Source organism: Actinomadura sp. NEAU-AAG7, from assembly GCF_018603865.1.
Lineage (GTDB): Bacteria > Actinomycetota > Actinomycetes > Streptosporangiales > Streptosporangiaceae > Spirillospora > Spirillospora litoris.
The window spans coordinates 443,352-466,198 of record NZ_JAHFZY010000002.1; the positions used below are offsets into that span (position 1 = coordinate 443,352).

15 protein-coding genes are annotated in these 22,847 nt (G+C 68.1%); 10 read left to right on the forward strand and 5 right to left on the reverse strand.

The features are described 5' to 3' along the window. Positions 1–98: 98 nt before the first annotated feature. Positions 99–1,052: a superoxide dismutase gene (locus KLI87_RS11435; protein ID WP_214616925.1), complete on the reverse strand. Its 954-nt coding sequence runs from the start codon at positions 1,050–1,052 to the stop codon at positions 99–101. 93 nt (positions 1,053–1,145) lie between these two features. Between KLI87_RS11435 and KLI87_RS11440 the strand changes: the two genes are divergently transcribed. Further along, on the forward strand, positions 1,146–1,670 hold the full coding sequence (locus KLI87_RS11440; RefSeq protein WP_308165972.1) for a MarR family transcriptional regulator: 525 nt from the start codon (positions 1,146–1,148) through the stop codon (positions 1,668–1,670). Between the two features lie 49 nt (positions 1,671–1,719). Here KLI87_RS11440 and KLI87_RS11445 read toward each other — a convergent pair whose 3' ends face one another. Further along, positions 1,720–2,226 carry a DUF3558 domain-containing protein gene (locus tag KLI87_RS11445; protein WP_214616926.1) on the reverse strand — a complete coding sequence of 169 codons (507 nt, stop codon included), beginning with the start codon at positions 2,224–2,226 and terminating at the stop codon, positions 1,720–1,722. Positions 2,227–2,396: 170 nt separating this feature from the next. Beyond that, a complete protein-coding gene (locus KLI87_RS11450; protein ID WP_214616927.1) occupies positions 2,397–3,275 on the reverse strand; it encodes a LysR family transcriptional regulator in 879 nt (292 codons plus the stop codon). 60 nt (positions 3,276–3,335) lie between these two features. On the opposite strand from KLI87_RS11450, the gene KLI87_RS11455 reads away from it, so the two are divergent. From KLI87_RS11455 to KLI87_RS11475, 5 genes are all read left to right on the forward strand, one after another. Beyond that, positions 3,336–3,791, forward strand: a complete 456-nt coding sequence (locus KLI87_RS11455; RefSeq protein ID WP_156217860.1) for a nuclear transport factor 2 family protein — start codon at positions 3,336–3,338, stop codon at positions 3,789–3,791. Then, positions 3,788–4,468 carry an SDR family NAD(P)-dependent oxidoreductase gene (locus tag KLI87_RS11460; protein ID WP_308165973.1) on the forward strand — a complete coding sequence of 227 codons (681 nt, stop codon included), beginning with the start codon at positions 3,788–3,790 and terminating at the stop codon, positions 4,466–4,468. Before KLI87_RS11455 ends, KLI87_RS11460 begins: the two co-directional genes overlap by 4 nt. A gap of 19 nt (positions 4,469–4,487) precedes the next feature. After that, positions 4,488–5,318 carry an NAD(P)H-binding protein gene (locus KLI87_RS11465; RefSeq protein WP_214616928.1) on the forward strand — a complete coding sequence of 277 codons (831 nt, stop codon included), beginning with the start codon at positions 4,488–4,490 and terminating at the stop codon, positions 5,316–5,318. Between the two features lie 815 nt (positions 5,319–6,133). Next, the gene (locus KLI87_RS11470) at positions 6,134–8,473 is read left to right on the forward strand and encodes a helix-turn-helix domain-containing protein (protein WP_214616929.1); all 2,340 of its coding nucleotides are present in this window, start codon (positions 6,134–6,136) and stop codon (positions 8,471–8,473) included. Then, positions 8,457–9,392, forward strand: coding sequence for a hypothetical protein (locus tag KLI87_RS11475; protein ID WP_214616930.1), 936 nt, complete (start codon positions 8,457–8,459; stop codon positions 9,390–9,392). The genes KLI87_RS11470 and KLI87_RS11475 overlap by 17 nt, the downstream gene beginning before the upstream one ends. Here the strand turns inward: KLI87_RS11475 and KLI87_RS11480 are convergent. Continuing rightward, a complete protein-coding gene (locus KLI87_RS11480) occupies positions 9,389–12,487 on the reverse strand; it encodes a DEAD/DEAH box helicase (RefSeq protein WP_214616931.1) in 3,099 nt (1,032 codons plus the stop codon). The two genes, KLI87_RS11475 and KLI87_RS11480, sit on opposite strands and share 4 nt — an antisense overlap. A 159-nt stretch (positions 12,488–12,646) precedes the next feature. On the opposite strand from KLI87_RS11480, the gene KLI87_RS41490 reads away from it, so the two are divergent. The 4 genes from KLI87_RS41490 to KLI87_RS11500 are packed head-to-tail and all read left to right on the forward strand — an operon-like array spanning position 12,647 to position 21,196. Continuing rightward, positions 12,647–14,245: a PD-(D/E)XK nuclease family protein gene (locus KLI87_RS41490; protein ID WP_214616932.1), complete on the forward strand. Its 1,599-nt coding sequence runs from the start codon at positions 12,647–12,649 to the stop codon at positions 14,243–14,245. Next, on the forward strand, positions 14,242–15,444 hold the full coding sequence (locus KLI87_RS11490) for a hypothetical protein (RefSeq protein ID WP_214616933.1): 1,203 nt from the start codon (positions 14,242–14,244) through the stop codon (positions 15,442–15,444). Before KLI87_RS41490 ends, KLI87_RS11490 begins: the two co-directional genes overlap by 4 nt. Continuing rightward, complete coding sequence (locus KLI87_RS11495) at positions 15,441–18,680, forward strand: hypothetical protein (protein WP_214616934.1); 3,240 nt, start codon at positions 15,441–15,443, stop codon at positions 18,678–18,680. Before KLI87_RS11490 ends, KLI87_RS11495 begins: the two co-directional genes overlap by 4 nt. Next, complete coding sequence (locus KLI87_RS11500) at positions 18,674–21,196, forward strand: RNaseH domain-containing protein (RefSeq protein ID WP_214616935.1); 2,523 nt, start codon at positions 18,674–18,676, stop codon at positions 21,194–21,196. Before KLI87_RS11495 ends, KLI87_RS11500 begins: the two co-directional genes overlap by 7 nt. On the opposite strand, the gene KLI87_RS11505 is transcribed toward KLI87_RS11500, so the two are convergent. Continuing rightward, entirely contained in the window at positions 21,193–22,374 is a 1,182-nt protein-coding gene (locus KLI87_RS11505; RefSeq protein WP_214616936.1) for an SEFIR domain-containing protein, read from the reverse strand. The genes KLI87_RS11500 and KLI87_RS11505 overlap by 4 nt on opposite strands. Between the last annotated feature and the right edge of the window lie 473 nt (positions 22,375–22,847).

Genomic DNA, 22,847 nt, shown 5'->3' on the forward strand with positions numbered 1-22,847 from the left:
TCCTGAGACTTACCCGTAGGGGGTATGTGCGAGACCGTAACATACCCCCTAGGGGTAAATAATCCCGGTGACGGGTGGAACCTCGGACGGCGCAGCGCTCAGGGACGAGGGATCGCGACGGCGTTGTAGGAGATGTGCGGGGTCGGTCCGCTGGCGAAGAACCGGATGTTGGGGAGGTAGAGCCGGGAGCCGAAGGCGGCCACGGTCGTCGGCAGGTCGAGCCGTGCGTCCTTCACCCGCCGCAGGACGCGGCCTTCGGTCCCCGCCGCGTTCAGTCGCAGGACGGCCACGGTGTCGAAGCGGTTCTGCACCGCGAACAGCGTCCGGCCGCGCAGCAGCAGGCCGTCGCCTTCCGGCAGCGACTCGCCGTGCAGGTCGACGCGGCGGGTCGCGCCGGTCGCCGGGTCGACGCGGAACAGTCCGCCGGTGTTCGACTGGACGACGACCAGGCCGCGGCCGTCCGGCGTCGGGGTGATGCCGTTGGCGTTGAAGGCGGCGCTGCCCTCGCCGCCCTGGTAAACGAGGTCGCCGGTGAGCGGGATCGGGACGGCGGCGGAGGGCAGCCGCCCACCGTGTAGCGGCAGTTTGTAGAGCACCGGGTTGGTGGAGTCGGTGAACCATGCGGCGTCCTGGGTGAGGACGACGTCGTTCACGAAGGCGGGGCCGGCGGCCAGCCGGTAGGAGGCCAGCACCCGGCCGGTGCGGGTGTCGAGGACCCGGGCGTCGCCGCCCGTCCCGCCCGCCACGAAGAGCCGTCCGCTCGGGTCGGACTTGAGACCGAGGGCCTGCGTGCCCGTTCCTCGGCTGAGGATCGCGCCGCCGCCGGTGCGCAGGTCCGCGCGGTAGACGGAGCCGTCGGCCATGGAGCCGATGTAGGCGACCGGGCCGGGTCCGGTCGCGATGCCTTCGGGCTGGAACCCGTTCGGCAGCCGGATCGTGGTCGGGAACACCGCCGTACCGGGGCGGGGAGCGTCGGCGGACGCCCGTGCCGGGGCTCCCATTCCGGCGGCGAGCCCGAACACCAGCATGGCGGAGAGTGCGGGACGGTACATGAGCAACCTTTCAACGCTGAAATGTTCAACGCTGAGGACGGTAGGTCCGGTGCTAACTTGATGTCAAACAGTTCAGCGTTGAAAGGTGCGGCCGTGGCGCGCGACGCCGTCGACCTCGTGTTGGAGCAGTGGGCCCGCGCCCGTCCCGACCTCGATCCGTCGCCCATGAGCGTTCTCGGACGCCTCTCCCGGGCGACGCGGCTGGCCGAGCGCGAACTCAAATCGCTCTTCAGCGAGTTCGGTCTCGAACGGGGCGAGTTCGACGTCCTCGCCACCCTGCGACGCAGCGGCTCCCCGGACGGTCTGACGGCGGGCATGCTGGCCCGTTCGTCGATGGTGACGTCGGGGGCCGTCACCAACCGGCTCGACCGCCTCGTCGCCAAGGGCTATGTCACGCGCGACCTCGACCCCGCCAACCGGCGCACGGTCATCGTCGCGCTCACACCCGCCGGCCGCGACCTCATCGACCGCGCCGTCGCCGCCCACCTCGACAACGAACGCCGCATCCTCGCGGCACTCGACCCGCACCAGCAGGACGAACTCGCCGCGATCCTGCGGTCTCTCCTGCTCAGCCTCGGCGACGAGGCGGACGCCCCCCGCTCACCAGGCGACCCCTGACCTCCGCGCGTGGACGGATCGACCACCCGGGGCGCCGAAGCCCGCGGGCTTACAGAACCGAGAATGCCCTGGCGGCCAGTTGGTCGGCGATCGCGGCCTGGCGAGCTGGATCGTGCTGAGGGGTTTTGGGTCCCCTATAGGCGATGCGCGCGACGGTTCCGTGATGGCTGAGGACGATGCCGCTGTTCAGTTCGGCTTGGTAGCGACAGGCCGATGACCCGGCGGCCTTCTGGACGGTGACGGCGGCGGTGCATTTCCAGGTCGTGGAGAAGTAGCGGTAATCCCGGGAAGCGGCCTCGCCGTCGTCTCGGTCGTAGGTGGCGGCGTCGACGGTGAGTCTGTCGGAATCGAGTTCGTCGCCGCCTTCCCACATGCACGCGGAGTAGGCGCGGCGGCTGGACTCGACGGGCTCACCGGTGCGGTCGCCGACGAGGGATGCGGCGAGGTCGGGGTCGACGAGTGCGCAGGCGTCCACGGCCCGTCCGTCCGGATCGGCGCCGCAGGCACCGGCGCTCAGGGCGACCCCCGCCAATAAGACCACCGCTACCTTGCGCATGACGCTCTCCTCTGCCCGGCTATCGCATGCTTGGACGATCGCAAATTCTAATCCGCCAGGAAGACGATCCGGGAAGGGTTGCGCTGGCCGGAAAGATTATGGACGCGCGAGGCAGGCGCCCGGCCTGGAGCCGGAAACCGAGCGATTCGCATTGGCAATTCTCCGGGGGGCTAAAGGCCAGGGGGAAGTGATTCGAGGAGGGCCCGGATGGTGCTCCGGTGGTCGCCGGGGCGCCAGGCCAGGGCCAGTTCGGTCGGCGAGAGGTCCGTGACCGGAATGGTCCTGATGCCCGGCCGCCGGTAGATCTCGGCGTTTCCGGCCGCGAGCAGGACGACGCCGATGCCGCTTTCGAGCGCCGCGAAGGTCTCCTCGGCGTTCGTCACGGTGGCGCAGACCAGCGGTGGGCGTCCGCCGCGCTCGTCGGTGGCGAGCCAGTGGTCGCGGAGCGGGCCGGCGCTTTCGGGGAGCGCCAGGAACTTCTCGTCCAGGAGTTCGGCGAATTCGACCTCGTCCCGCCCGGACAGCCGGTGGTCGTCCCGGAAGGCGACCCAGCGCGGTTCGCGGGCCACCACGTGGACGTTGAGGTCGTCCTGCCCGGGGAAGGGCAGCCAGACGAACGCCACGTCGACCTCGCCGTCGGCCAGGCCCGCCGTGGGGTCGGTCCAGTTGACCTGGCGCAGCCGCAGTTCACAGGCCGGACGGCGCGCGGCGAACCGGTCCCGCAGCGTTCGGAGGAGGCCGCGTCCGACGCTGGTCGACATGCCCACGGTCAGCCGCGAGGCCCCGGCGGCGTCGCCGACCGCGCGCTGGGCCTCGTCCCACCGCTGGAGCAGGTCGCGGGCCGCGGGCAGCAGCGCCTCGCCCGCCGCGGTGAGCCGCACCGCGCGCCGGTCGCGGTCGAGCAGCCGCACCCGCAGCTGCGTTTCGAGCTGCCGCACCTGCTTGCTGAGCGCCGGTTGGGAGATGAACAGGCGCTCGGCCGCGCGGGTGAAGCTCAGCTCCTCCGCCACGGCGGCGAAGTACCTGAGGTCGCGCAGATGAGCATCCATAACCATTGGTTATCACAGCGGATATTGGACGCGCCCGCCGATCGACACAATGATCGCGGGATGAGCACCACGGAGGATCGCCTGGCGATCATCGAGACCTGCACCCGGATGGCGTGGCACGCCGACCAGCGCGAGTGGGACCGCCTGCGCGAGGTCTTCGCGGACGCGGTGACCCTCGACTACACGAGCCTGAACGGCGGCGAGCCCGCCGTGCTGGCCCCGGCGCAGATCGTCGACGCGTGGGCGGGCGCGCTCGGCGCGTTCGAGGCCACGCAGCATCTGATCACGAACCACCTGGTGACCGTCGAGGGCGACACCGCGGTCTGCACGGCGGCGTTCCAGGCCACGCACCGCCTCGCCGACCCCTTCGGCTCGCCGCTGTGGACGCTGGGCGGGAACTACCGCTTCGACCTCGTCCGGACGGACGGCGCGTGGCGGATCCGCGGCCTGGTCATGACCGCCACCTGGGCCGACGGCAACCGGAACCCGCCGGCGCCCGCGGCCGGCGACCGGTGATCGCGCTCGTCACCGGCGGCAACCGCGGAATCGGCCGGGAGGTCTGCCGCGGGCTGGCGGAACGCGGGCACACGGTCCTGCTGACCGCCCGGTCGCTGGAGGCGGCCACGGCGGCGGCCGAGGAGATCGGCGGCGACGTCGTCCCGGTGCGGCTGGACGTCACCTCCGAGCGGGACGTGGTGGACGCGGCGGCCCTGGTGACCGAGCGCCACGGGCACCTGGACGTCCTGGTCAACAACGCCGCCATCACCTACGACACCTGGCAGGGCGCCGCGTCCGCCGACCTGGAGGTCGTCCGCGCGGCCGCCGAGACGAACCTGTACGGCCCCTGGCGGCTGGTCCAGGAGCTGCTGCCGCTGCTGCGCGAGAGCGCGCACCCCCGGATCGTCAACGTGTCCAGCGAGGCCGCGTCGCTGACCAACATGGGCGGCGGCACCCCGGCGTACGGCACGACCAAGGTGGCCCTGAACGCGTTGACCCGCATGTTGGCGGCCGAGCTCCGCAACGACGGCGTCCTCGTGAACGCGATCTGCCCGGGCTGGGTCGCGACGGACATGGGAGGCCCCGGCGGGCGTCCTGTCGCCGAGGGCGCGGCCGGCATCCTCTGGGCGGCCACGCTGCCCGACGACGGCCCGACCGGCGGGTTCTTCCGCGACGGCCGCCCCCTCCCCTGGTGAAGCACGTGAGGACGATGAAATGATCTTGGTGACGGGCGCGACGGGCAACGTCGGCGCCGAGGTGGTCCGGGCCCTGGTCGCGGCGGGCGAACCCGTCCGGGCGGTGGTGCGGAACCCGGACACCGCGCGGCTGCCGGACGGCGTCGAGCCGGCCGCGGGCGACCTCGACCGGCCGGAGACCATGACCGCCGCCCTGAAGGGGACACGCGCGGCCTTCCTCCTCCCCGGATACGCGGACATGCCGGGCCTGGCGGCCGAGGCGCGGCGCGCCGGAGTGGAAAGGGTCGTGCTGCTGTCCGGCGGCTCGGCCGCGAGCGGCGACATGTCCAACGCGGTGACCCGTTTCATGGCCGCGTCCGAGGCGGCCGTGCGCGACTCGGGGCTGCCGTGGACGTTCCTGCGTCCGAGCGCGTTCATGTCCAACGCGCTGCGCTGGCTGCCGCAACTCCGGTCCGGCGACCGGGTGCGGGTCCCGTTCCCGGACGTCCGGGTGGCGAGCGTCGACCCGCACGACATCGGCGCCGTCGCCGCCCGCGCGCTGCTGTCCGACGACCACCGGGGCGAGATCCTCCAGCCGACCGGCCCGGTCGCGATGCTGCCCGCCGAGCAGGTCGCCGTGCTGGCCGAGGCCCTCGGCCGCGACCTGGAGTTCGTCGGCCTCACCGACGAGGAGGCGCGCGCCGACCTGCTCGCCACCACACCCCCCGAGTACGTGGACGCCTTCTTCGACTTCTACGTGAAAGGCACGCTGGACGAGTCGATCGTCCGCTCCACCGTCCGCGACGTCACCGGCCGCGCCCCCCGGACCTTCGAACAATGGGCCCAGGCCCACACGAACGACTTCCGCTGACACCCCAAAGGTTCCACTGAACCGACTGCACCCTTTCGCCTTGCGACTTCTAGCGCCTCGTCCTCGTACAGCGTGGCAACATATCCGGATATGCCTAAAATCGACCAGTCCCTCCCCCGCCGCGGGGGACAATCCTGACGTTGGCGCACTGGCGGAACAGCATCGCCGAGATGGAAGTGTCCGCCAACATGATGTTGGCGGACACCTGGCCCTCCGGAGGGCGCCGCCCTGATGAGCGAGGGCACTGGGGACAGGCACCAAAGAGCTAGCGAGTGAGCGGTTCGCCCGCCGGAGATGCGACTCCCTGCTGATCGAAAGACCCAATCTCGCTGGAGTCTCAAGCGACTTCGTGATAACGCCATGACGGTGTGGCTAAGTCTGCGCCTCACTCCCGTACCGCCGCCCCGCGCATCCTCTCCGCGCTCCACAAGCACACCATGAACGCCTCGCCCGCACAGAGCTTGGCAGGGTGGTGCGCGAGCGCAAGATCCAAGGGAAGCGGCTCCATCGGCACCCACCCAGCCTTACACCCGAACCAGGTTTGGGTGCCCGACAGGGGAAGCCGACGATCCGAGCCGCCCGAGCGGCCGCCCCGAGATCCGGGCACGCAGGCACCCCGGCTCCTCCGGCGGTTCCACCCCACAAGAGCGTTGATCTGAGACCGCTGGTGGTGGGGGGTTTCCAGGTTCCCCTGTGAACAGTCAACCGGAAACGCCTTCCGCTCAAGGTGGCGGCCGCGCGAGTGTGTTCGGCGTCCGGTCGTACCTGGAAAGGGGCGCGTCGTGCACTCCCATCGTCTGGTCGGCTGAGCGCCCGTGACGGTTCCGAACACCGCGTTCCGGTTGGCCGTTGCGACCTCCGTGGACCGGAACGCGGTTTTATCGACGATCAAGGAATGGTATTGGCATCATGGCCTCATGGCGGACACAACCCCAGAATTCGGCACCGAGTTGCGGCGCAGGCGGAAGGAAGCAGGTCTCTCACAGCAGCAACTGGCACGGCTCATCCCCTGCTCCAAGAGTTGGATCAGCAAAGTCGAGACAGGGACGAGCGCAGCCACATTCGAACTCGCCCAAGGGTTCGATGACGCACTCGGAGCGAATGGGGAGCTGATGGTACTCGCACGCAGAAAAAGCCGGCAGAGCGCCGTCAACGGATTGCCACCGGTCACCGACCGCCTTGTGGGGCGATCGGAAGAACTGGCGAAGCTCGAAGTGTTCGTACGGGGCGAAGGACGCTCGAACGTGTCCGTGCTGACCGGGCCGGCTGGAGCAGGGAAGACCACGCTCGCGATTCGCGCGGGATGGGACGCATCCGACCAGTTCCCCGACGGCTGCCTGTACCTCGATTTCGGTTCTCACACCCCCAGAGCGGCTCAGCTGACCTGCCAGACCGCCCTGCGAAGCCTGCTGACGGCGCTCAAGGTACCGGAGGAGGAGGTCCCGGCCGGCGACGTGGGACTCGCGGGCGTCTACCAGGATGCTCTGCGGGGACGTCGGGCACTGCTCGTCCTCGACAACGTCGCATCGTCCGATCAGATCAGGACGCTCCTGCCCGCAGAACGGAGATGCCGAGTTCTGGTCACCAGCCGGAACCGGCTCAACTCCCTCGATGATCCCGTCATCCTCCACGTGGGTGCACTGCCCGAATCCGACGCCGCAGCGCTCTTCCGCACGGCGGTCGGCGAACACGTCGAGTGCACCGACGCGACGATCGAGCGGATCGCCGGGCATTGCGGACGGCTGCCACTGGCGATCACGATCGCGGCGGCGCGGTTCCGGGCCGATCCGGTGTGGAGTGTCGAGGACTTCGCGACCGAACTGGCCGACGAGAGGGCGCGACTGGAACTCCTCGACGATGGAGAGCGCAGCATCGAGGCGGCGTTCACGCTGTCCTGCGACGCCCTGGGCGACGCCGAGCGACAGCTGTTCGGCCTGCTCGCATTGCATCCCGCCCGCCGGATCCAGGTCAGCGGCGCCGCTGCCCTCGCGGACGTCGCCCCGGCACGGGCACGCCGCCTGCTCGGCCGACTCGCGGACGCCCACCTGGTGACCTACGAGACCGCGGACGGAGTCGCCATGCACGACCTGTTGCGATGGTTCGCTCAGAAGCATGTGCTGTCAGCGACACCTGCCTGGCAGCAGAACGCGGCGATGCTGCGGTTACTCGACCACGGGGTGCGGCTGGCCGAGTCGTGCGGGCGGCTTATCGACCCTCGGCGGCACCGGGTGTCCATGCCCACAGACGTTCCCGAGGATGGATCCGCGGACCGAGACACCGCCCTTGAAGTGATCCAGTCCGAATGGCCCGTCCTGGTGGATCTGTGTCATGAGGCGGCCGCACGCGGACTGCACCGGCAATGCTGGCAGTTGTCATTCGCCCTGCGTGACTACTTCTTCCTCGCGAAGCTGTGGGACCCGTGGATCAGCACCCATCAGGCGGCGGCGAACTGCGCCCGCACGGCCGGCGCCGAACGGGAAGCAGCGATCGCCCTCAACAGCCTGGGGATTGCGCACGCCGACCGGGGCAGCCTGTCGACAGCGGTCGCCCAGTACCAGCAGGCCCTGAAGCTGTTCCGGACGATCGGCGACGAACACGGAGTGACCAGCGCGCTGTCCAACATCGCCTGGACGTCGCTCTACCTTGGACGATTCGAACAGGCGCTGCGGGATCTACGCACCGTGCGGCAGACCTACCAGCAACTTGGGAACCGCCGGAATGCGGCCATCACACTGCGCGGCATCGCGCTGACGGAGACGGAGCTCGGTCTCTACAAGGATGCCGTGGATCACGCGTTGGAGACCCGGCGCGAGTTCGAGGCGCTGAACCTCCCGCTCGATGTCGCAATGTCGGTGAATTGCGCGGCGTGGGCGCATTTCCAGGCCGGGGAGCTCGACGCCGCAATGACCGGATACGCGTGGGCCTCGGATCTCGCCGACCGCTGCGGAAGCAGATACGAAGCCGCACGGGCTGCCACCGGCATGGGGAACGTCCTAGCGGTCACCGGGCGGGGAGCCGAGGCGGCCAGGCACTGGGAGCACGCCGACGCGCTCCACCGGCCGCTGGAACCCGCCATGCTCGGCGAAGCGCGCATCCGCTCCACGATATGGCTGGGAGACGAGGCTCCTGGAATGCTCGATGGATTTCGTGACTGACCTACTCTGCGAATTGAAGAAGTTGCGTAAGGGGTTCGGACTTGATGACCCGAGTGCCCTGACACGAATCGGGCCAGGACTGCGCCTAGTAGCCGGGGTGGCCGACGGCGACACTGATGGCACGACACGCACGAAGGTCAAAACCTTCCTTCGGCAGAGCGCAACGACGCTGTCGGCGCAGGAGGCGAGGGCCATCACGCTGGGGTTCGCCCTTGACGGCAGCGATGGAAAACGGCTGGAGTCCCGCCTCATGAGGTTGGCCCTGGAAACCGGCCGCGATCTTCGCACTGTGAGGCGCCGTTTGGACGCGACGCTCCAGAAGGTGGCGGAACAGTCCTGCGCCTCCATGTCCCCCGATGTTCTGGACCGCGCGGCGGAGCCCTGGCACCTCGAACGCCTGGGCACCCATGTCCGGCTCGGCTCGCCGTCATCCGAGATTCGGGAGGTACGGCGCGTCGTCAGTCACCGAAATGGCCTGCACGAGGTCGTCTTCTCATACTCGGCCGGCGGGCAAAGCGCCGACTCGGCTGAAATGTCCATCGACGTGCTGCGGGGCGGTGTCCGAGCGGCACACGAACGTTGCTCCGCCACTCGGACACGTGTCCACGTGGAACTACCGCGCCCAGTCAAGCGATCTGAGGCGCACGAGGTGACACTCAAGATCGTCGCTCGGATGTCCGTTCCCTACTACGTCTGCACGCCGCGCTACAGATGTGGACGGTTCGATCTCACGATCGATTTCAGCGAGACATCCCTCCCAGATCGCCTCTGGCTCGTTGAGGACGAGTTGCCCTTGGAGGCGGGCGACCCCGAACGTGCCCGCATCCCCGTCCATCTCGATGGCACCGGCCGAGCCACCGTGTCCTTCACCCACCTCTCCGCCAACCGCTCCTACGGCCTGGCCTGGTCAGCTGACTAGTCGATCAGTCCGCCGAGGTCGTCTTCCGCCTCCGCTTCCACAGCTCTACCGGCCGCCTTCCGAACGGCGGCGAACACCGTGGCGTCATTGCCGGCGCACCTGAGCAGGATCTCGTCCTCCGCGTCGAGGATCTTGGAAGCGTTCATGAGGCCCATGTCGGCCAAGCCGAGGAACACATGCCGTTCCACTGCCCCGTTCGCGTACCGGGCGACGGGCGCCAACCCGGCCTGGACCCCGAATTCCAGTTGCGTCGGTAGCTCCCACAGCTCGCCTAGTTCACCAGCATCCGGCTGAACCTCCAAAGTGATCTGGAGCGCCGTGTCCACGACCTCGGCCGCGCGCCGCGCCGCCTGGCGCACGGGACCAGGATCAGCGAACTCTGTCGGCAACCGGAAGGAGATCGCTTTTTCGATCTTCACCAGCCGGTTTCCCCTGCTCCACATGTAACAGGCCACGGCCCGCCGGGCCCTGCAAAGGAAGGTCTTCGGTGCGTCTTCCCCAGTTGACATCCGAGCCAGGACGGAGCGAGGAGCGCCTCGTTTTTGTAGTTCTCGGTCGAAAACCCTTACCACTTCGGTCCCCTTGCTGGAACCGCCGGAGAAACGAACGTCACCAAGCTCCGCGGTGAGCTGGGCCGCACAGATGAGCGTCATCGGGTTCATGGCGTCCAGAGGAACTTCCGACAAGGCCCGGACGAGGGTGAGGATGGACTCCACAGACAGCCCGCTGCGCACGGCCACGGCGCCGAGCCCGGTCAGCCTGTAGCCCGACTCCTCACTTTGCAGCAGCCGCGTGTCGCACAGCGAACGGAGCGCGGAGTCGACCTCAGCTGGCGGAAAGGGCCGGGAATCCACAGATTCGTACCGATGCTGATAGGACGCGAACGTCAGGTCCAGGATCTGCCGAACGTCGACACGCTTGGAGCCACCAGCATCGTCTCCGCAGTCCGCGTAGAGAGAAAGGATCGTGGTACGCAGGTCATCTGCCTCGCCAGGGAACGCGGTTCGCAGCGGTTGCGGCTCGGCCTGGACGTAGTCGCGCCATTTCTGCTTCGCGTCGATCTCGCTGTTCGCGATGATGAACGCCCGGCCCTCCCCCACCTGCCCCGTCCGTCCCGCACGCCCGGCCATGTTCTTGTACTCGGAGACCGTGTACTGCGGGCTGCTCGCCAAGGGGCGCTCAAGTCCGTGAACGACCACGCAGTCCGCAGGCAGGTTGACGCCCTGCGCCAATGTCGCCGTAGCGACGATCACCCGTATCTCGCTCGTGGCTCGCCCGAAGGAACACTCCACGACCCTGCGCTCGGCGTCGCTCAGATCGGAGATGTGGAAGGCGACGCCCCCGCGCAGGCATGAGCGCAACCTCTCGGTGACACGTCCGTCGTCGCCTCTCGGAAGCGCACCGAGTGCGGCCTCAGCGGATGGTAGGCCGAGGGTGGCCGCGAGCTCCCCCGCGAGCGTCCACGCCTCGTGCCGCCGGGGCCGGAACACGATGACTTGCCGCCCCTCCCGGACAAGTCGCCTGACCATGCTGAGGGCGGCCGCCTCGGCGTCGATCCCATGCTGGAAACCGGGTAGGATCTCGCTCCGCTCAGCGCCGCCGTGCTCACGGATACGGTGCCACCCGCCAGGCGACACAACGCCTTCCTGGAGCGGTGTCGGCCGCTCGGTTCCCAACATCGGCGTCATGCCGGCCCACTCGGCGAGCGCCCGGCCGGCACCCGGTGCGCTGGACAGCCCGATGACCTGCGGCACCGGCAACCCTCCCCGCCTGCGGGCACGGATCCGGGTGAGCAGTAACTCCAGCTTCGGCCCTCGGACCGGCACTCCGATCGTCTGGATCTCGTCGACCACGAGGACACCGATCTTGGGCAACAGTCCTGGCCTCAGGCGCAGCAGCCCGATGAACTTCTCATACGTGCAGACTGCCAGCTGGAATCGCCCCGCCAGCAGCTCGGGCACCTTCTCCCGTCGACCGCCGACCGCGCGGACGACCGTGATGCCGAGCTCGGCATAGTCGCTGACGAAGCGTTCGTAGACTTCGTCAGCGAGCGCACGCGTCGGCACCAGGAACACCGCGGAGCGACCAGCCGCGATCGACTTCAGTGCCGCGACTTCGCCGAGCAGCGTCTTCCCGCTCGATGTGGGCGCACCGACAAGTAGGCTGTCGCCGGCCAGTAGCCCTCCCCGGTCGATCACATCGACCTGGAAATCAGTCAGCTTCCCGACCCGCCGTTTCCATGTTTCGCACACCTCTTCCGGAAGCCCGTGGGGTACCAGGCTTGAGAAGGCCGGCGTGGCATCCGGCGGCCGAAGACCCCCCATGATCTTCCGGTACTGCTCGCCCGCCTTGAACACCTTGATGCTCACCAAACCGGTCGATGCGCGAAGCACGGGTTCCTGCCGGCCCTTCCGGACCGTTCCGGGATTGCGTGGAACCTGCCTCATGATGTTCTCGGCGAGTGCCAGAAGCGAGATCCGGCCGTCCCGGACGTCGAGACCACGACCAAGGAGTCCCTGGATGAGGTAGTGGGTGAGGACTCCGTGCCGCAGTCGCGGGTCCTCGTAGGCCACCTGCCCTTTGCCGGAGGCGGCGATCACGACTCGGCCATCACCCTCGAACTTGCCGATCGTGTGCTCCAGAGAGCGCGGGTCGCCGTATCGGGCGTGCTCGCTCGTGCGTGGACCGGCCGTCTTGGCCACATAAGAACGCGGGCCCGCCCCCACCTCTCCGCCGACAAAACAGCAGTCCAGCACGACTATGAGCCGACCGGCGGGAATCCGCTCCACAGCCGCCAGCAACTCTCCCAGCGGCAGGCCAGTTATGTGCAAATTGTCCGGGTCGGTGTCATACATCACCAGGTCGCCATCCAAAGTACCGTGACCCGAGAAAGAGATCACCGCAAGATCGCCGGGCGCACACCGATCCGCCACGTGGCCGATTTCTGTCAGGAAATTTCTCTTGGTCGCATCGCGATCAACCGATAGGTTCGTCTCACCATCGACGTTGTCCTCGAACAACGCCTGGAGCACCTTCGCGTCCCTGGCAGCGAAGCTCAGTTCCCTGAAATCGCTTCCATGCTCGTAAACGTCCACGCCCGCGAAGACACCATGGAGCCTTACCATGCTTAGTTCCCCCTACTCGCCCTTACGACGTGAACAGCAACGGAAGGGGAAGATAGCACAGCCGAATGGCGCAGGCGCAAGCCGATCAATTATCCGCCTCACCTGGCCGGGCCAGAAAGGATCAAGTTGGTGATCGCCACACCCCTGCGTTTCTCTCCGTCGTCGGTGAAACGATCCGATGACGGCTGCCCTCGCTACCGAGCACGAAAAGCACGGCCCGGCCAGACCAGAGTGAACAGCGCCCCTTCCAAGCGCACGTCCCGGGAGACTTACGGCCTCGGGCCGCTCGAAAAGGTGCTTGATCTGGTCGAGTTTGACGACCTCGACGTTCATACCGCGCTGCGACGATGGAGCGGAGGCAGGGGCCGCGACGCGCACCCTGCCCTGGTCCGCTGGACGGAGCACGCCGCCCGGCAGTACCTCGGTGCCTCCGCCGAACTGGCCGATGGCCTCTTTCTCCGGCCGGTGTCGCGCAGGTGGGCTAGGCGCCTGGATCAGCCGCTCGATGGCCTGGTCGCGCCGCATGAGGAGATCGTGTACGGCCGGCGGTACGCGGGTGACGGTGTGCGCGAACTGCGGCTACTCCGCTTCCGCGGGGTCAATGACCGTCGCCGGGACGATGCCGAGGTCGCGCTGGCAGCCGCCGTGCTGTCTGCCGGCGGCCCGGTTCTCAGCGACCCGTGGCGGCCCGGGCCGCTGGTGATCAAGCAGTACGAGCCGCCGCGACGTGTCCGGATCGTGGAGGTCGGCTGCCTGGACGGCTCCAGCAATGTCCTTTTCGACGGCGCCCCCGAAGAAGCGATGACCGCATACGAACGGCATGCACGAACGCGGGTGCATGAGGTGGCGGTCGGCGAAGCCCTGCGACCAGGGACCGATTGCGTACGCTGCCCGATGGTCGCCGACTGCCCGGCGGTGCCCTCCGTGCCCGGGCTGCTGGGAATCCGGGACGACACGCGGCCCCGCCGGACGTGGTCGGTCAGCACCGCACGCCGGTACGGCAAGTGTCCTCCGATCCCCTACTTCCACGACCTCAACCTCCCGTTGGACACCGGCAGAGAGGAGAACGAGAGCACCGCGCGAGGGCGGGTCGTCCACTACGAGATCGAGACCCGGCACCGTCGGGTCCCACCGCGGGCGTGCGCGGCCGACGACGCCATGCCCGGGTCCAGCGGATCAGCGAAGAAGGTCGGCGAGGACGGCCTTGAGATGAGGCTGCGTCAACAGATGGTCGGGGACCACTCCCTCGTCTGCCCCATGCGGAACGCCGGAGGCGATGCGGACGCGGAGTTCCTTCCGGAGCATCAGGTCGTCGTCCACGACCCAGCCGCCGACGTCGTGGTTATCGCCAAGATCGATCTGCTCTACCGGATCGGCGGGGTCTGGCGGTTCCGCGAGACCAAGACGTGCCGGAGGCTGTACGAGGGCGATCTGCTCAAGAAATACCGGCAGGTCGCGCTGGCGGTGCTGTTGTCGGCCGAGGGCGCCCTGCCCGGTGGGCCGGGAGGCTGCCGGGTGGAGCTGGAGCGGCTGACCGCGACCGGTCCCGTGTTGACCGAGTTCGACGTGAACGACCCGGAACTGGTCCGCGAGGCACGCGAGATCGCCCAGTCCTCGCTGGCCGGATGGCACTCCGACGACACCCTCGCCACGAGTCCCGGCAGAGCATGCCAGACCTGCGGTTTCGCCCGCTGGTGTCCGGACGCCGCGACGGGGGCGGGGACGTGAGCGAGCTGGTCGCGCCGTCGTCCGACACCATGGGCGAGCGCCGCCGCCGGGTGGTGACCGCCATGCTGCGGGCGGCGTACGCGTGGTCGATGCGGCAGGAGCAGCCGGAGGCGATGCGCGAGGTCGCGCGGATGACCGGTTTTGTGATGGAGGCGCACGGACCGGGGAGCGGACCGGACACGCCCCTCGCCCTCGTGGACGCGCTGCGCCGGCCGCTCGGCACGCTGCCGATCTTCGCCGAAGCGGGCGGGAGCGGCGACGAAGGGCTCCGCAGGGTCGTCCTGATCGAGGCCGGCGAGGGGGGCGACCAGCTGTCCGCCACCGCCCACGATCTGGTGTGCGAGCACGTCATCCCGCTGGACGCCGAGGCGGACGCGCACAGCTGGCTGCCGTCATGGACGCGGATGGACGCCGATCGGATCAGGGCACGTGCGTTCGCCGCGATGGCCGGCCCGAGTGACCAGCACATCTATGTGGCATCCCGCAGGCTTCTGATCGAGCACCCGGCCGGTCTCGAACGAACCCTTCAGGAGAGGGTCGGTGAGTCCGGTGCCCGCATCGTGCCCGGCGGATACCGGCCGATTCCCGACAGCGCGCTGTTCCGAACGCGGAACGGTGACGGATGGTGGTGGCCATGCCCCGACTGCCGCTGGCCGATGGGGGTGGCGGGAAGACGGGTGAGGTGCCGCTACCAGCCGCATTCCGCCATGTTCGAAGTCGCCAAGCGGCGCGGTTCGGAGAAGCCGAAGCTTACCCGAATCGACGAGGGGCCGACGGTGAAGCAGCCGGAGGCTCGACCCGCCAGGGGGTCCGTGTGCGTCGACCAGGGCGTGTGGCGCTTCATCGTCGTCCCCGGGTCGAGCGAGCTGCGAATCGCCGCGCGTCTCGAAAAGCTGGGCGCGAAGGTCGAGCTGTGGCCGCAGATGGACTCCTACGACCTGCATGTGGCCATCGGCGGCACGGAGCTCCAGTTGGACGTCAAGGAATACCGCTCACCACAGCGACTGATCGCCGATCTACGGGGCCGCACGCCGCGCGCGCAGGTCCGCGTGGTCCTGCCCCAGACGCACGAGATGCAGGCCGAAACGGTGCGGGCCGCCTTGCCGGAGATCACCCTTCTCACCGAGCGGGGCCTCGTCCAGCAGATACGGCGGATCGGAAAAGGGATCGAGGAACGGAAGGACGCGGGCGGGAAATGAAGGTCACGCCTCGGCTGCTCGGCGCGGCGATCGGATTGGCGGCGCTGCACTTCGCCATCGACAGGGAGGACGACGGCGCCTCTACGACATCCCGGGAGGATGTGCTTTTCGTCCTAGATGGTCACATCGCTGACTGGTCCGGTTGGCCGGACCTCGACGAGGAGGACGCCCGACGCTATATGCGTCTCCTGCGCCATCGCCCCAACTCGATGGCGAACAGGCAGGCGGCGGGGCCCTTGCTGGACCGGTGCCTCACCGAGAGCGAGATCGCTGGTTGCGTCACGGACGACTCCTACAAGGACGACGGCAGGATTCTCGTCGACCCCGGCATGACCCTGCGCCTGTTCATCGACGGGCTGCTGGGGGAACTGGACAAGCTGCATGTCGAACGGAGGCGCGAGCTCCCGGTGGCGGAGCATGGCCCGCATACCGCCATGGCTCGGTCCCGATCCTTAGGGAAGGGAGAGTCCGGTTTTACCGAACTGCGATTCGACATCCGCCCGCATCACGCGGAACCGCCCCGGACGTTGCCGCGTATCGAGGACGCGCCGCCGGAGTCCGACCTGTTCGTGACGTTCTCCGAACTGGAGGAGATCGCGGGTCGGCTGGACGAGGGCCTCGGCGGGACCCACCGGCAAGAGTGCGTCCAGCGATTTGCGCGGGAGATCCGCGATGCGAATGGTGCTACGGTCAGCGGGCTCCTGCTTACCGCCGGGCCCCTTCGCGAACTGCTGGCCTACACGGGGTTCGGAAAGTCTGTGGTGCTCGTCGAGAGTTTCGCCTGCTGGGCGGCGCGGCACGGGGTGTGCGTGGCGTTCGCCCTGCCGACCAACGCCAATGTCGTGCAGGCCGCTTACCAGATCGAGCGCGCGCTGGACGTCGATCGGCCCGGCAGGAGGCCCGGGGTCGTGCCGCTGGTTTCCCCGCGTGCGATGTTCGAGGTCGCGGAAGCGGCAGCGGCGGCACACGCCGCGTCACCCGACAAGGGTGGCCCCGACACGAGATGGATCTGGGATCGGTTCGGCTACGGCTGCGCTCTCGCCGCGGTGGCCACGGCCGAGGACGGCTCCGAGACATGGTTTCCGGGTAAGGAGCCATGCGCGGGCCTGCGGCCACCCCATCAGCGTGGGCGTCGGGACGAGCGGGTCGCGTGCCCATGGCGAACGACCTGCGGCCGGTTCCGGGCCGTCCGCGACGCCTGCTCAGCCGGCATCATCGTGACCTCTCACAAGAACCTGATGGCGGGTGTGCTGCAGGCGCCGGTGGAGAACGGATCCGGCGCCGACGACCGGATCGCCGTCGAGGAACTCGTACTGCGGCGCTGCCAGGTCGTCGTCATTGATGAGGTCGATCTGTTCCAGCGGTCCGCGATCGAGGAGGCGGGTCGCGGGCTGGTGCTCGACCACGCCGGTCGGACGAACACCCCGTTGCGCCGGTTCGACTCCGAGTTCGGCGAGGTGTCGGGGCGGCTCCACGGCAGCGTCGACGCGAATGTACGCGACGCCTACTTCGGGCTGCGCTACCTGTCCGAGTCGTACGTCAGCCATCTCACCCATCGACGGATCGGCGCCGCGCCTCCGGGGAAGGGACGGCGGCCACGTGGGCCAGGACGGCAGTGGATCATCCCGCGCCGCTGGGATCACTGGTTGACAGTCCGCCTGTTCAGCCTCGCCCCGCAAGCCAGGGCCACCACGTCGCAGATGAAGATGTTCCGCTCGCTGTTCCAGGGCGAAGGCCCCCCGATGCCTGGCGAACCGCCCGGTTTCGCCGCGGCGCGCGGTCAACTCGCCGCCGTGGTCACGAACGGGATCGGCGGCGCGGCCCTCGGGGAGGCGCGACCGGCGATCGAAGCGCTGTTCTCCACGCTTCCGGCGGATGAGCGGACCAAGGCCGTCAACCGGATGCTCCGCCGCGCCATACTGGAGCCAGTCGCCGGGAACCTGTACCGGCTGATGGCGAACAACGCGCAGCTTGTGGAGATCGGTGTAGAGGCGGCGCAGGAGATCGCGGACGCCCTCGGCGCCTACGGCCGCTGGCGGGCGACTCCGACCGGCCCCCTCGGCTCGCTCTCGTTCGCGTTCACCGAATACCACGACGATACGGGCGACGAGCCCGCTCGGCTGAGTACCGCCGCGTTCGGCGGCGACCCGCACGCCTATGTCGTCGGGCTGGGTGACACGACCGCGCTCGCCCACGCGGACACCCGAAGGATCGTGCTCGGCCTGTCCGCCACCGCCTTCTTCCCTGGCGCTCCACACCACCACGTCCACTCGGATCCGGCGTGGTACGTGCGCGATGACAATCCGGAGACGGTGAAGGTCGTCCCCGTCCCGATCCACGACGACCTGGACAACCTGCTGCGCGTATCCGGCCTGGACGGTGCCGTGCGCGTCGAGGCGACCATGCGCATCGCAGAGCGACTATGGAGCGCCGCTTTGAAGGGCGAACTGGAGCGGCTGCGGAGGGAGGACCGAAACCGGGCGCGGGTACTGCTCGCCACCACGTCCTACGCCGGTGCCCGGCATGTGGCGCAGGGACTGATCCGCGCCGGCGTGGTCCCAGCGCACGTCTGCCTCGCCGTCCGCCCGCAGGAGTCCGATGTCAACGGCCAGGGGAACATCGGTGGCTGGCATGAGATCCGGGCCGACCGCCTGGAGTCCTTCCCCAAATTGGAGGACGCCAACATCCTCATCGCGCCGCTTGCCAGGGTCCAGCGGGGCGTCAACATCATCGGGGCCGGGAACCGCTCGGCGCTGGGCTCGGTCTGGCTGATCGTTCGGCCGATCCCCCTGCTTGACGAGCCCGCGGAGTTGCTTGCGCATGTCCAGGCGGCGGCGCACGAGGCCCACCCCGGCCCCTCCGCGGACCCACCGACGCTCCTGAGGGAACGGCGCCGGGTCACCGACGAACGGCTGGGCGACATCATCCGGCGCCCGCCGTACTTCCAGGCCCAGCATCAGGCGGTCAAGGTCGCCGTGGTCGCCGAGATGCTCAACGGCGCGTTCCAGCTCATCGGCCGCGCCCGCCGCGGCGGTACAGACGCCGTCCTGCATCTGGTGGACGGCGCCATGCTCGACGAGGACTCGGGGACGAGCATCGCCGCGCTGATACGCCACCTGCACGAGAAATGGCGGACAGAGGGCGCGCTCGCGCGGATGACGACCTACTACGGCACCACACTCCAGGCGTTCTTCGACTACGCCGGGATCGAGGACAACGGAGAGCCCGCATGCTGATCACGCTCGCCTACCGCATTCCCCGCGAACTACTCGACGAGGTTCTCGGGACTGTGACCGCCTATCCACTGACGGAGGATTTCGACACTGCATGGCAGTCCCTGCCGCGCGGGGGCGGACGCCGAGTTCCGCGTTACAGCGCCCTGACACGTGGGCTCGTCGCGGCGACCGGCGAACCGATCCGGATGTTCGGGGAGACCGACCTCTCCGCCGACGAGGTGAAGACCGGAAGCCGAAAGCTGCTACTGACCGGGCGGGAGCTCGACCACCGGCTGCGTATCGCAGTACAGGCCTGGGAGCGGCACGTCCGCGACGAGCATGGGCGGTCGCTGCTCGCCGACGCGCTTCCGGAGCCGGAGGCTGCCCGCCCCTACGCGGACTTCATCCTGCACCGCCGAGGACAGGTACCGCTGGCACCCCACTGGGTCTATGAGACGGCCGAATGGCAGATCATGCGAAAGCTGGCGGGCGAGCCGCTCCGGATCGACGCTGGAAGGGGGCTGGCGTTGCGACTCGACACCGACGGCGCCCTGCTTGTCTGGGACCGGGACGACCTCCTCGTGCGCACCCAACACAAGCTCACCTCCTACGGGATGGCCAAGGTGACCGCTCAGCTGGTCACCCGCTCAGGTGTCGAGGACCCGGTGCTGTGTTTCGACGCGAACCTGTCGCGAATCTCCCATCGCTGGTACGGGAGGAGAACGAAGAACGCCTGGATCAACAGGGGTGAGGCGCACGAACCGATCCTGCGGTTGCCCGTTTTCCGTGCCCCCGACGGGAGCGCCGGCGACTACGAGAACCGTCTCGACCCCGCTATCGCGAAGATCCTCGAAGCGTGCAGGCTCAAGCCGATGAACCTGCCGCCGCTTCTGCCCCCCGTCCCGAACGACATTCGTCCGCAGTTCTCCAAGTCGCAGTTCCAGGCGCTTGGCAACGGATTGGGGCCGAGGTTCATGTTCTTCCTACACAAGCACGTGATGCGGATACTGCCCATGCTTGTTCCGCTGACCTACGAGGTGGACAGGAGCATCAAGCTGCCCAAGCGCGTCAAGAAGTATCAGGCGGGCGGCCTTCCCTCGACCGGGGTCGGCTCAAGCGGGTACCGGCACGTGACGATTGCCTGTCTCTACTCCACGGCCGAGGCCAGGTCGCGGATGCTGAAGCAGCTGGGTCTCCTCGCGGGCCACCCGGTCGACCCGCGTCCGAACGGTCCGGCCGTTCCCATCAACGACCGGCTCGACGTGGTCGCCAGGCACTGTCCCGAGCTGCTCTCCCACGACACTCTGAACAGAGCGGCGCACCTCAATGGCCTCACCGCGACACGGTCCGGAGGTGATCAGTTGACCGCTGTCTGGGCGGAGACCGAATTCCACCCCACGGTTGACCCCCCCATCTGCGACGCGAAGCCCCACCTGCGACGCATCCTCGGGCATCTGGGCAGTCCCGCGCAATTTCTCGCGACCGAGCCGGCTGTACTTCCTGACGGGGCGAGACGACGCAGCTTGAGCGAGGGGGAGCACTCTGCCCGCGCTGCCCTCCGTGACCTGCTGCGGGGCGCCGGGATCCTGGATGACAGGATGCCTGCGGCGCTCACCATCGAGCGACTGCCGAACGCGCTGACCCGCCGGACACTGCTCGTCGGCGTGCATGCCCGGCGGCAGCAGAATGGTGATGGCGACCCCGTTCTGGTGCTGGTCATGGTGGCCGTCGACCTGGTTCCTGGAAATCTGGCCGAGTGCAGGCTGCTCGTCTACAGCGAACGGCGGGGAACGTGGGCCCGCGCGGCCGAAGGAATCGCGGACTTCCATGCCGGCGCGATCGGTTCCGCGCGCCTCGGTCGTACCCGGGAGAAGGTCGTGCGTACCCGGGAGGAGATCGACTCGCGGCTGTGCGGCCTGGCATCCGGAGAGCGGTCGGAGATCCCGATGGTCATCTTCGTGGACGCTCCGTCGTCTCGGACAATCTGGCCCGGTCTGTCAGACACGTCTTTCGCGGAGGGCCCGGTGCCAGGAGACGCCCTGCGTGCGAGGGGTGGTGACGTGGCGATCGTCCGGCTGCATACCGCGGTGAACGAGCTCGGCAGGCCCGTCAACCGCACCGAGGGGCTCCAAGTAGGCGACCAGAACCAGCCAAACTCGCCCGGCCAGGCCGTCTACCGCCTCGCGGAAGCGAAGGTGCCGTCCTGGCTGTTCCCTGGTACGTCCGTCACATTCCGGTCCAAAGGAGGCAGCCTGGGAGCGAGGACGACCCGGTGGGCACTGGTTGACGACGAGGATGAGCACGGAGACCTGGGAAAGCCATGGCACTCGTATACGGCGAAAGAGATCGTGGTCGTGGAGCCGGGGTCTTGGCTGCCGGCGGAACTGGCCACGCTCACCGCGCGGTTGTGCGAGCAGAACATCTCCTGGGATGATCGCACCGCGCTGCCCGTCCCCCTCCACCTGGCCGTCACGGCCGACAAGGATCACCCCGACTATCGGGCGTCCGGCCAGGCAGAGGACGACTGGGCTAGCTAACGTGAGCGGGAGGGCCATTCACCGGAATCGGTCCTCCCCATCGCTCGCAGGAGGCCCGTGATCTCCTCCTCCGTGAACTCGTGGAGCTGATAGTGGTCACAGTTACGCGGCTGAAGAAAATCCGGCAGATTCTCGACCTTTTCGCCTGGCAGAACGACAGGCAGGATCTTCGGAATCCAGTGATCCTGGTTCTGTGAGAGCAACTCTCGGATCAGGTCCAGTTCAGCGCGGATCCCACGGTTCCGGTCGCTGGAGACCCTGCCCTCTGCTACGGCCTTACACAGAGGCGAGGCAACGACCGTGGTGAAATCCCCGCTCTTGATCTCTCCCTCTCCCCATATCCACCAGTTCTGGCGCGCAGGGTCGGCCAGCTTATCCATGTGGACATCCACCCCGACTTCGGCGAGTAGGTCGGCGAACTTGATGGCGTTCTGCTCGTGCCAGGGCGTGTCGTGTGCGTAGGAGATGAAGACCCGCGGCCCCTCCGACCTGCGGGCGGGGTCGGTGTCGTCGGTGGGGGCAGCCCTGATCAGAGGTCGGGCACCGTCCTTCAGGGCTATCGCGAAGGTCTGCGTTCCTCTACCCGGGCGTGAACCGAGAATCTCCTCAGGCGGAAGCGCGTAGCGGACCGAGAACTCGATCGCCACCTTCTGAGTGCCGCGAGGGACGAACAACGACAGCCAGGCCGCATGCGAACCCGAACGGACATTTTCCCCCTGTACGGCCATATTCCTCCAGCGCGGCCGGTTTCCGCCGACACCGAAAAGAGTGACCTGATGGCTGATGGCGGGGACGATGGCATCCGGCCCCATACCAGCGGTGTGGGGAGCGAACTGCAAGCGTCGGTTCAGCGAGTAGACGGTCTCCTCGGCCATACCGGTCCGGGGAAGGGCGTCCGCAACGGCGACAGGAGCGATGCCGTCACCAGCCGAGAAAGCGAACCCGATCTCGAACCAGTTCATGCGGATGGGGTCCGGGCCGAGATCCAGCTCGTAATTGAGCTTGATGAGGTATGCGTCATGCTCACCCAGGACCTCCGGCGACGCGTGGACCGGATGAATCTCCCAGCCCCGCAGCGTCACCACCCCGATACAGACTCCATCCGGCTCCAAGTCAACCCATCTTCCGCCTTCGTCGATCAAGGTCAGATCAACCTTGATCTCCCTTTCCAGCGACACACTTCCTCCCAGTCTTGTCTGGACTACGCGGTCACACTAGGACTCAGAGCACAGCCGCCGCACGAGAAGTTCGAAAGCGTCCTGTTTTTGTCAGGTTTTCGTGCAGGCGGCGGGCTTGGCGATCACGGCTGTCGCTCTCGTTCCATGCCGAGCACCACAGGACCGACGAGCAGAGATCGGTTATTGCTGTTACTTTCCACATCGATTGGTACGCGCTCAGGTCGGCATGGGCGTGACGCGAACTTTCGCATTCTCGTTCGGAATCGTTCCGACATGAGTCCCGCTCATCGGAGCATCGGAAAGGTCACCGCGGTCGGTCGGCAACCGAGATCTTCCGGCAGTCCTCGCATGGTCTGGGTGCTGGGCACATCGCGCTAATGCAGCGGACGGGGCTGCCGAAGACCACGGGGTGCCGGATCGTGGCGAGCGCGCGTCCGTCCTGTGGCACCCGCGTCGCCCGCCACACAGAATGA

What these genes read in the sequence shown, in the direction of transcription:
- KLI87_RS11435 (WP_214616925.1), bottom strand. Translation starts at nt 1,052, where the DNA reads ATGTACCGTCCCGCACTCTCCGCCATGCTGGTGTTCGGGCTCGCCGCC.
- KLI87_RS11445 (WP_214616926.1), bottom strand. Translation starts at nt 2,226, where the DNA reads ATGCGCAAGGTAGCGGTGGTCTTATTGGCGGGGGTCGCCCTGAGCGCC.
- KLI87_RS11450 (WP_214616927.1), bottom strand. Translation starts at nt 3,275, where the DNA reads ATGGATGCTCATCTGCGCGACCTCAGGTACTTCGCCGCCGTGGCGGAG.
- KLI87_RS11455 (WP_156217860.1), top strand. Translation starts at nt 3,336, where the DNA reads ATGAGCACCACGGAGGATCGCCTGGCGATCATCGAGACCTGCACCCGG.
- KLI87_RS11465 (WP_214616928.1), top strand. Translation starts at nt 4,488, where the DNA reads ATGATCTTGGTGACGGGCGCGACGGGCAACGTCGGCGCCGAGGTGGTC.
- KLI87_RS11475 (WP_214616930.1), top strand. Translation starts at nt 8,457, where the DNA reads ATGGATTTCGTGACTGACCTACTCTGCGAATTGAAGAAGTTGCGTAAG.
- KLI87_RS11495 (WP_214616934.1), top strand. Translation starts at nt 15,441, where the DNA reads ATGAAGGTCACGCCTCGGCTGCTCGGCGCGGCGATCGGATTGGCGGCG.
- KLI87_RS11500 (WP_214616935.1), top strand. Translation starts at nt 18,674, where the DNA reads ATGCTGATCACGCTCGCCTACCGCATTCCCCGCGAACTACTCGACGAG.